Here is a 9,352-nt window from a genome sequence, read left to right on the forward strand (position 1 = left end):
TCGGCAGCGTCGTGACGCCCTCACGCAGGTCGGTGCCCGGGGTCTTGCCCGAAGTCTCGGCCTCGCTCGCGATGTCGAGGATGTCGTCGCTCAGCTGGAAGACGAGCCCGACGAGCTCGCCGTAGCGGCCCAGCACCTCGACGGTGCGCTCGTCGCAGCCGGAGAACATCGCCCCGTACTGCGCGGCGGCGGCGATGAGGACGCCCGTCTTGTCGGCGAGCACCTTGAGGTAGTACTCCATCGGGTCGGCGCCGTCGGGTGTCTGACGCTCGTCCTCGATCTGGCCGGCGCACAGGCGCACGAACGTCCGGGCCTGCAGGATGACGGCCTCCGGGCCGAGGTGGGCGATGAGTTCGGATGCCTTGCCGAAGAGCAGGTCGCCGATGAGGATGGCCGTCGAGTTGCCGTACACCGCGTTGGCGCTCGGCACACCGCGGCGGATGTCGGCCTCGTCCATGACGTCGTCGTGGTACAGCGAGGCGAGGTGCGTCAGCTCGACGCCGGCCGCCGCGTCGACGACCTCGTCGCTGATGCCGGTGCCGAGCATCGAGGTGAGCAACGTCAGCATCGGGCGGAAACGCTTGCCGCCGGCGTCCACGAGGTGGTGGCTGGCCTCACGCACGAGCGGGCTGTCGTGGTCGACGACGACGTCGAGGCGTGCGTTGACGCGCTGCAGCCCGTCGACGAGGCGGTCGCTCAGCTCCGCCGAGGCGTCCGGGACGATCGCGGACGCGACCGACTGGGCGCTCGAGGTGCGCGCGGATTCAGCACTCATGGTTCAACTCTTCCTGGGCCGTTCACGCGTTGGGCGCGAGGCGGGTCAGCACGGTGTACAGGCGATCGGTGGCGCTCTTGCCGCCCGGGTCGGCGAGGTTCGCCATCACCTTGACGATGATCTTCATCAGGTCCTCGCGCGGCAAACCGTACGTGACGGCGAGCTTCATGATCTGCGGATTACCGATCATCGTGGCGAAGTGGCGACCGAGCGTGAAGTAGCCGCCGAGGGCCTGCTTCATGACGTCGGGGTAGGTGGCGAGGATGCGTTCGCGGGCGACGTCGCCGCCGTTCTTCGCGGCGCCGAACGCGTCCGCGACGACGCTCGAACCGAGGCGCGCGGCCTCCATCGCGTACGCGATGCCCTCACCGTTGAACGGATTGACCATGCCGCCGGAGTCGCCGACGAGCATGAGGCCGTCGGCGTAGTGCGGGGTGCGGTTGAAGCCCATCGGCAGCGCCGCTCCGCGGATGTCGCCGACCATCGTCGCGTCGCCGAACGTCCACTCGGGCGGCATCGTCGCGACCCAGCGGCGCATGACCTCGCGGTAGTCGGTCTTGCCGAACGCCTTCGAGGTGTTGAGGATGCCGAGGCCGACGTTGCTCGTGCCGTCCCCGACGCCGAAGATCCACCCGTAGCCGGGCAGCAGGATCTTCTCGCCGCGCTCGTTCGTCGACGGCAGTTCGAGCCAGCTCTCGAGGTAGTCGTCGTGCGTGCGCGGGCTCGTGTAATAGGCGCGGACGGCGACGCCCATCGGCCGGTCCTCGCGCTTCTGGCGGCCGACGGCGAGCGCCAGGCGGCTCGAGTTGCCGTCGCAGGCGACGACGAGCGGGGCACGGTACGTCGCCTTCTCGCCGGTGGCACGCCCGTCCTCGCCGAGGAGCTTCGCCTCGACGCCGGCAACGCGGCCGTTCTCGACGATGGGCGCCGTGACGTTGACGCCCTGCAGCAACCGCGCGCCCTGGGCGACGGCGTGCTGGGCGAGGATGTCGTCGAAGTCCTGGCGCGTGCGCACGAGACCGTAGGCGGGGAAGGCTCCCTCGTCGGGCCAGTCGACCTGCAGACGCATGCCACGCCCGACGAGGCGCAGCCCCTTATTGCGGATCCACCCCTCGCTCTCGGGAGTGGGGATGCCGAGCGCGTCGATCTCCTTGACGGCGCGCGGCGTCAACCCGTCACCACACACCTTCTCGCGCGGGAAACGGGTCTTCTCGAGCAGCAGGACGTCGAGGCCGGCCTGCGCGAGGTACGCGGCCATCGTCGAACCACCCGGGCCGGCACCGACGACGATGACGTCGGCGCTCTCGATCGCCGCCTCGGGGCGCGTGCCGACGGCGTCGCTCACGCCGCGCCGCCCTTCTTCTTCGCCTGCTGGTTCTTCGACTGCTGGTTCTTCGGCGCATTCTTCGCCGCGGGCTTGACCGCGCGATGCAGCGCGACGATGCCGCCGGTGAGGTTGCGCCACTCGACGTCGGCCCAGCCTGCCGTCTTGATCTGCTCGGCGAGCTCACGCTGCGCGGGCCAGCTCTGGATCGACTCGGCGAGGTAGACGTAGCTCTCCGGGTTCGAGCTGACGGCGCGCGCGACGGGCGGCAGCGCCTGCATGAGGTACTCGGTGTAGACGCGGCGGAACGGCCCGTTCGTCGGGTGGCTGAACTCGCAGATCAGCAGGCGCCCGCCGGGCTTCGTCACGCGCGCGAACTCGGCGAGCGCGCCCGTGACGTCGACGACGTTGCGCAGGCCGAAGCTCATCGTGACGGCGTCGAACGAGGCATCGGCGAACGGCAGCTTCGTCGCATCGGCGGCGGTGAATCCGAGGTCGGCGCGGCGCTTCTTGCCCTCGCGCAGCATGCCGAGGCTGAAGTCGGCGGGCACGACGTGGGCGCCCGCGGCGTCGAAGGGCTCCGACGAGGTGCCCGTGCCTGCGGCGATGTCGAGCACGATCTCGCCCGGCTTGGGGTCGAGCGCCGTCAGCACCTGCTTGCGCCAGCGACGGTCCTGGCCGAGGGAGAGCAGGTCGTTCATGATGTCGTAACGCGCCGCGACGTCGTCGAACATGCGCGCGACATCGCTGGGTCGCTTGTCCAGGCCAGCACGATTCATGGGGCCATTCTCGCACTCGCGCGCGCGTGCCCTCGCGGCCACCTGAATGAGCAGGTGCGCGGGGCGTCATCACGCGTCGCTGACGGCGGCGCCTCGCGCCACCGAGCCGTCCGCGGCACGGGGTTAGGCTGGTGTCTCGTGAGCCTTTCCCCATCGCCCGCCGACGCCGCGCGCACGCCGCACCTGCGGGTGCGCACCCAGGAGCTCGCCGACCCGGGCGATCTCGTCTCGCTCGTTCCGGCGGGCCGCCCGGCCGAGGACGTGATGTCGTGGGTGCGCCGCGGTGAGGGTCTCGTCGCGTGGGGGCGCGCCGCGTCGATCGCGACGAGCGGTGACGAGCGATTCGCCGACGCCGAGTCGTGGTGGGATGCGCTCGTCGCGGCAGCCGACGTCGAGGACGAGGTCGCCCTGCCCGGCAGTGGACTCGTCGCGTTCGGCTCGTTCAGTTTCCGCAACTCCTCCGACGAGGGTTCGGCGCTCGTCGTGCCCGAGATGGTCGTCGGGCGCCGCGGCGGGCGAGCGTGGCTCACGACGATCAACCGCACGAGCGACCGCCTGCCCGACGTCACGCCAGCGCTGGCACCGACGGGCGTCGAGGCCCGTGACGGCGCGCTGACGCCCGCGCAGTGGCGCAGCGCCGTGAGCGACGCCATCGAGATGATCCGCACGGGGCGCATCGAGAAGGTCGTGCTCGCGCGTGACGAGATCCACGTCGCGGACGCCGACATCGACCCACGCTGGCTGCTGACGCGTCTGGCGGCGCGTTACCGCGACACGTGGGCGTTCGCCGTCGATGGTCTCGTCGGCGCGACGCCGGAGCTGCTCGTGCGCTCGGAGAAGGGGCTCGTCACCTCACGCGTCCTCGCCGGGACGATCCGTCGCGCCGGGGCCGGCGCCTCCAGCGAGGAGCAGGATCTGGCGCTCGCCGCGAGCCTCGCGCGCAGTTCGAAGGACCTCGAGGAGCACGAGTATGCCGTCCGCTCCGTCGAGGCGGCGCTGCGGCCGCACTGTTCTTCGATGAACGTGCCCGACGCGCCGTTCGTCCTCAATCTGCCGAACGTGCTGCACCTCGCCACGGACGTCTCCGGCGCGCTCGACGGGGGCGCGTCGTCGCTGACGCTCGCGGCATCGCTGCACCCGTCGGCTGCAGTGTGCGGGACGCCGACGAACGAGGCGGCGCTCGTCATCGACGAGCTCGAACACATGGACCGCGGACGCTATGCCGGGCCCGTCGGCTGGATCGACGCCGCCGGCGACGGCGAGTGGGGCATCGCGCTGCGCAGCGGCCAGATCGACATCGAGAACCCCTGCCGCATCAGGCTGTTCGCCGGGTGCGGCATCGTCGCCGGGTCCGATCCGGTGAGCGAGGTCGCCGAATCCGTCGCCAAGCTCTCACCCATGCGCGAGGCGTTGCGCGACGACTGACGCGCGAGGAGGGCAGGTTTGGCGACGTCGCTCCGGTTCTTGTGCGCGTTCGGAGCTGCGATCGCGCCATGCCGACTTTCAGCCCTCACGGTGCGAGTTGAGGGCCACAACCCTGCCATGCGGTACTTCAGCTCCGCGCGGGACGGCTGGTTCCACGCTCGGCGGCCGGGCGGTAGCGTCGATCAGATGAAGCGTCTTCTCGTCATCAGCCACGCACCGACCCTGGCCACGGTGTCCCTGCGCGATGCAGTGATCGCGGGGGCGAGCGACCCGGAGTTCTTCGACGGACTCGTCGAGGTCGTCGCGATCGAAGCGCTGGAGGCGACCGACCCGCGGGCCTACCTCGACGCCGATGCGTATGTGTTCGGCACACCGGTCAACTTCGGCTACCTCTCCGGCGCACTCAAGCACAGTTTTGACTCGACGTACGGCGCGCTGCAGGGGCACGTCCGCAGGCGCCCGTTCAGCTACTGGGTGCACGGGCGCAGCGACGCGACGGGCGCGCGCCGCGCTCTCGACGCCATCACGACGGGCCTCGAACTGCGCCTCGTCGCCGAGCCCTTCGAACGTCTCGGCGACGTGGGTGATGACGACCTCGCCGCTGCCCGCGAGTTCGGAGCCACCGTCGCGGCACACCTGTTGGACTGAGCATCCACCTCGCCGTCTGCGCTGGGCTGGTGAACTCACATGGGCTGGTGCATTCAAGCGCGTGACCATGCCGGCGCGGCGCCGGGCCACTCGGTCGTGACGCGCGACAACCGGCACCCGCCAGAGGGCAGCCCCGATCGCCCCGGAAGCGCCCGCGGTGGGCGGCGCAACACATAGGGTGAGGCGGCAGTCACCGCGCGGTGACGCGGAGAGGCCCCACCGATGTCAGCGTTCCGTCCCCGACAGGGCGAGTCCAAGCCTGCGCGCACCTGGACGGCCATCGTCGTCGCGTTGGGTACCGCCCTGGCCCTCGTCGCGGCCTTCGGCGGGCCGAAGGACGTGCGCCGCACCGATGGAGGCAACGTCGCCTTCGCGATCGGGGCCTGCGGCGCGTCCGAACCGAAAGCCTTCCCGAGCGGTGTCATCGCCAACACGGATCGGCACACGGCCCGAATCATCGCCATCACGCCGAGCGCTGGATCGTCGCGTGTCGACGTGCGCGATTTCGCCGTCATCGACGCGGGGCCTGCCGAAGGCAGCCTCGATCCCGAGACGCCCATGAGCGTCGGGTTTGCGTCACTTCCCGCCGTCGCGCACCCACACGAAATCTTGCCCGGGCATCAGGCGATCATCGAGGTTCGCGTGACCTCGAGTGGTCGCCCGTCCCACCTGACCGGCTACGACATCACAGTGGCGAACGGCCCCGCCACGCACGTGGTGCATGACGAGGCCGACGTGACCTTCACCGGGGCCTGCTCGGCCCCCGCGTGAGGCGTGATTCAGACGATGCGGTTCAGACGGCGTGGTCCGTCGGCGTTCCCGGGTCGTTGCTGACGATGGTGCGCGTGGGGTCACCTTCGTCGATCGAACCAGCCTTGTCGGTTGCGTTCTGAGCCGTCTCTCCGGTCCTGTCGGACGCGCCGCTCAGGCGCGCCTTGAGCTGCTCGATGAAGTCGGTCAGTGCCATGCTCGTCATCTCCTCGTGTCGTCGTCTCGCGCATCATGCCCGGGCGCCCGCAACCTCGCGAGCGGCCGGGCAGCGCGATCAGTTCTCCTGCAGTTTGTCACCGTCGAGGCCGGAGTGCGGGACGTTGTCCTCGTTCACCGTGTCGGCCTCGCCGCCGGCGTCGGGGGTGTCGATGTTGGAGGCGTCCTGCTCGCTCAGACGCTCACCGTCGTTGTCGCCGTCCTCGGGCATCTCGAACACTGCGTCGGTCGCAACCGTCATGTCGTCTCTCCTTCATCGTGTGGCGCGCCACCATGTGGGCTGCGGCGCCCCGGGCGGGCGCCGCCTCCTGCCACTCTTGCCGAGATGACGCGGGCGCGCACCATACCTGAGGGTGGGGCGCGTCATCGACGTTCGTAGCGCGCGTCCATCTCACCGGCGTCGGCGACGGCGTCGATGGCGGCCGCGAAAAGGTCGTGGCGCGCCTGACGCTCGAGGTGACGCTCGATGCGCACCTCGATGACGTTCAGCCCGGGCGCCGGGTCGCTGACGCGCTCGATGAGTTCGTCACGCGACCCGATGAGCGAATACCCGACACCGCGGGCCTCGCACACGAGCGCGAGGTCGGCGTTCGTCGGCGTGCCGAAGACGCGCTCGAAGTGCTCGGCGAGTTCGCTGCGCCCCTGCTCGAGCGTGCCGAAGATGCCGCCGCCGTCGTCGTTGATGACGACGATCGTCAGGTCGGGGCGCGGCTCGCCGGGGCCGATGAGCAGGCCGTTGCTGTCGTGCAGGAACGTCAGGTCGCCCATGAGTGCGAAACTCGGGCCGTCGTGCGACAGCGCGATGCCGACGGCCGTCGAGACCACTCCGTCGATGCCCGACAACCCGCGGTTCGCGACGGAGCAGACCCGACGCGCGATGCGCTGCGGGTTGCGACCGAGATCGAGGTCACGCGCCGTGTTCGACGACCCGATGAGCAGCGCCGACCCGGCCGGCACGTGCTGCACGAGCGTCGACGTCGCGGCCAGGCCGGACGGCCACGACCGCGCGACGAGCGGCCCGATGCGCTGCGCGAGACGCTGCCCTGCGATGCGCCAACTGCTCGACCACCGACGGTCCGCGCACGCCGCGACGAGTTCGTGCGAGCGCGCGATGGCGGCCCACTCGTGCACCCGCTGCACGACGTGCGACGGGTCGGCCCACGACGTCGAGGCCGTGATGACCTCGACGGTCACCTCGGGGTGACGCAGCAGCTTCGCGACGTCGCGCGAGAGCGTCATGCGTCCGGCGACGAGAACACGCTCGGGCAGGTGCTCGTCGAGCCAGTCGTGGGCGGCGAGGATGAGCGAACCGTGCGGCATGGCGCGCCCGCGGTGGTAATCGCCGAACGGCTCGGCGATGACGGGCCAGCCCGCCGCGTCGGCGAGTTCGGCGACCTCGGCGGCCAGCTTCGGATCGGGCAGATCACCGAGCAGGACGAGCGTACGCGGCACCGGTGCGATGCCCGGGCCGGGCGCGACGGTGACCGTCGATGCCGGAGCACGCAACTGCATCCAGGGGCGCCCGCGATCCCGCCCCTCGAGGCTTTCGGGCCACACGGGTGACGTCGTTGAGGGGGCGTCATCAGCCCGGCCGTCCTCATCGGACGTCGCGCTCGTATCCCTCGCCACGATCGCCGCCGCGCCCGCAACGGCTCCGGCCATCGCGAGGTCGGCGACGTCGGGCGTCAGCGGCTCGCGGAACGGCAGGTTGAGGTGGACCGGCCCGACGTCGCCCGTCGGGACGCCCGTCGCGTGGGCGAACGCGCGACCGACGACCGAGCGCCACACCGTGTTCTGCCCAGCGCGCTCGCTCGGCGTCGCGAACTCGTGGAACCACCGCGTCGCGGAGCCGAAGATCTTGACCTGATCGGTCGTCTGGTTGGCGCCCGTGTCGCGTAGTTCTGCGGGGCGGTCGGCGCTCATGATGATGAGCGGCACCTGCGCGTGATGTGCTTCGAGGACGGCAGGGTGAAGGTTTGCGACGGCCGTGCCGCTCGTCGTGATGACGGGCACCGGGTTGCGCGAGATCTTCGCGAGACCGAGGGCGAGGAACCCGGCCGAACGTTCATCGACGCGCACGTGCAGACGTAGCCGTCCAGCCTTGTCGGCCGCGGCCACCGCGTACGCGAGCGGCGCCGAACGCGAACCGGGCGAGAGCACCACGTCCTTGACGCCGAGCCGCACGAGTTCGTCGATGATCACGCTTGCCATGGCAGTCGAAGGATTCACGCTCACCATCTTGGCGCATGGCGCCGACAACCCCAACGACGCGCCCGTTCCCTACGCTGTGGGCGTGACGAACGACGAGCAGCCCACCCTTCCCAGCGGCACGCAGTGGCACATCAGGGCGTCCGGGTACGAGGCGACGATCGTCGAGGTCGGCGGCGGGTTGCGGACGCTGCGCCACGACGGCGAGGACATCGTCCATGGATACGCCGAGGACACCATGGCCGACGCGGCCCGCGGGCACGTCCTCGCGCCGTGGCCGAACCGCATCGCAGGCGGGCGCTACGCGTTCGACGGCGACACGTACCTGCTGCCGCTGACCGAACCGGAGCACGCCAACGCCGCCCACGGGCTGGTGCGCTGGCAACCGTGGCAGCTCGTGGAGCACGCGACGCATCGCGTCACCGTCGGCGTCACGCTGCACCCGCAGCCGGGATGGGCGTGGACGGTGCGATTCGAGATGACGTACGTGCTCGGCCCCGACGGCCTGACGATCACGCCGCGCGCCACGAACCTCTCCAACACGCCATGCCCGTTCGGGTTCGGCATGCACCCCTATCTGACGGCAGGTGAGAGCTCACTCGACGACGTGACGCTGACCGCCCCTCTAGACGAAGCCCTTACCGTCGACGAGCGGCTCATCCCGGTGGGGCGTGGACCAGCCTCGATCGACTTCACCGAAAGCGCATCATTGCGCGGCGTCACCCTCGATACGTGCTTCACCGGTATCGGAGCCCGCCCGGGCAGCGGAATGCCCTCGCGGCCTGCAGACGCGGCGCCACGGGCTGACGGAGCCGCGTCGTCGAGCAACGACGCCGCACGCTGGGAGGTCAGCGTCAGCACGTCGTCGCGGGTGACGACGTTGTGGGCCGATGCGCGCGAGTTCGGCTACGTGCAGCTGTTCACGGGCGACGGGTTGCCGGAGCCGAAGAACCGACGCTCGGGCTTGGCCGTGGAGCCGATGACGTGCCCCGCCAATGCGTTCAACACGGGCGAGGGCCTCATGGTGCTGCACCCCGGCCGAACATGGACAGCCTCCTTCGGCATCTCCTCACGCCACTGATCCTCACGACCCCGACCCTCAAAACGCTGGCCCCACCCGTCCCCATCCGCGATCCACATCGGCGATTCCTGTCCACCCCTGACTGTCAGCCTGGGTGTGAGTCACTCAGGAGGTGGGTATGCGCA

10 protein-coding genes are annotated in these 9,352 nt (G+C 70.3%); 4 read left to right on the plus strand and 6 right to left on the minus strand.

Annotation, left to right across the window (positions count from 1 at the left end):
* The 3 genes from AX669_RS10835 to AX669_RS10845 form a co-directional block, all read right to left on the minus strand.
* A partial coding sequence (locus AX669_RS10835; protein WP_062258390.1) for a polyprenyl synthetase family protein occupies positions 1 to 775 on the minus strand: 775 nt, incomplete at its 3' end.
* Between the two features lie 22 nt (positions 776 to 797).
* Positions 798 to 2,120, minus strand: a complete 1,323-nt coding sequence (locus AX669_RS10840) for a geranylgeranyl reductase family protein (RefSeq protein WP_062258392.1) — start codon at positions 2,118 to 2,120, stop codon at positions 798 to 800.
* The gene (locus tag AX669_RS10845; RefSeq protein ID WP_050786552.1) at positions 2,117 to 2,878 is read right to left on the minus strand and encodes a demethylmenaquinone methyltransferase; all 762 of its coding nucleotides are present in this window, start codon (positions 2,876 to 2,878) and stop codon (positions 2,117 to 2,119) included. The genes AX669_RS10840 and AX669_RS10845 overlap by 4 nt, the downstream gene beginning before the upstream one ends.
* A 138-nt stretch (positions 2,879 to 3,016) precedes the next feature.
* Between AX669_RS10845 and AX669_RS10850 the strand changes: the two genes are divergently transcribed.
* The 3 genes from AX669_RS10850 (at position 3,017) to AX669_RS10860 (ending at position 5,722) form a co-directional block, all read left to right on the plus strand.
* Complete coding sequence (locus AX669_RS10850; protein ID WP_062258393.1) at positions 3,017 to 4,303, plus strand: isochorismate synthase MenF; 1,287 nt, start codon at positions 3,017 to 3,019, stop codon at positions 4,301 to 4,303.
* A 186-nt stretch (positions 4,304 to 4,489) separates the two neighbouring features.
* Positions 4,490 to 4,951 (plus strand): flavodoxin family protein, encoded by a 462-nt coding sequence (locus AX669_RS10855; RefSeq protein ID WP_062258400.1) that lies wholly within the window; start codon positions 4,490 to 4,492, stop codon positions 4,949 to 4,951.
* A gap of 339 nt (positions 4,952 to 5,290) precedes the next feature.
* Positions 5,291 to 5,722, plus strand: a complete 432-nt coding sequence (locus tag AX669_RS10860) for a hypothetical protein (protein WP_147286890.1) — start codon at positions 5,291 to 5,293, stop codon at positions 5,720 to 5,722.
* A 22-nt stretch (positions 5,723 to 5,744) separates the two neighbouring features.
* Here the strand turns inward: AX669_RS10860 and AX669_RS10865 are convergent, their stop codons facing one another.
* From AX669_RS10865 to menD, 3 genes are all read right to left on the minus strand, one after another.
* Positions 5,745 to 5,918, minus strand: a complete 174-nt coding sequence (locus AX669_RS10865; protein WP_006946187.1) for a hypothetical protein — start codon at positions 5,916 to 5,918, stop codon at positions 5,745 to 5,747.
* Between the two features lie 78 nt (positions 5,919 to 5,996).
* Entirely contained in the window at positions 5,997 to 6,179 is a 183-nt protein-coding gene (locus AX669_RS10870; protein ID WP_006946300.1) for a hypothetical protein, read from the minus strand.
* A gap of 122 nt (positions 6,180 to 6,301) precedes the next feature.
* The gene (gene menD, locus AX669_RS10875; RefSeq protein ID WP_231729578.1) at positions 6,302 to 8,149 is read right to left on the minus strand and encodes a 2-succinyl-5-enolpyruvyl-6-hydroxy-3-cyclohexene-1-carboxylic-acid synthase; all 1,848 of its coding nucleotides are present in this window, start codon (positions 8,147 to 8,149) and stop codon (positions 6,302 to 6,304) included.
* On the opposite strand from menD, the gene AX669_RS10880 reads away from it, so the two are divergent.
* Complete coding sequence (locus tag AX669_RS10880; protein ID WP_082740911.1) at positions 8,148 to 9,227, plus strand: aldose 1-epimerase family protein; 1,080 nt, start codon at positions 8,148 to 8,150, stop codon at positions 9,225 to 9,227. The genes menD and AX669_RS10880 overlap by 2 nt on opposite strands.
* The last annotated feature ends 125 nt before the right edge of the window (positions 9,228 to 9,352 follow it).

The organism is Dermacoccus sp. CCH2-D9 (genome assembly GCF_001556795.1).
Classification (GTDB): domain Bacteria; phylum Actinomycetota; class Actinomycetes; order Actinomycetales; family Dermatophilaceae; genus Dermacoccus; species Dermacoccus nishinomiyaensis.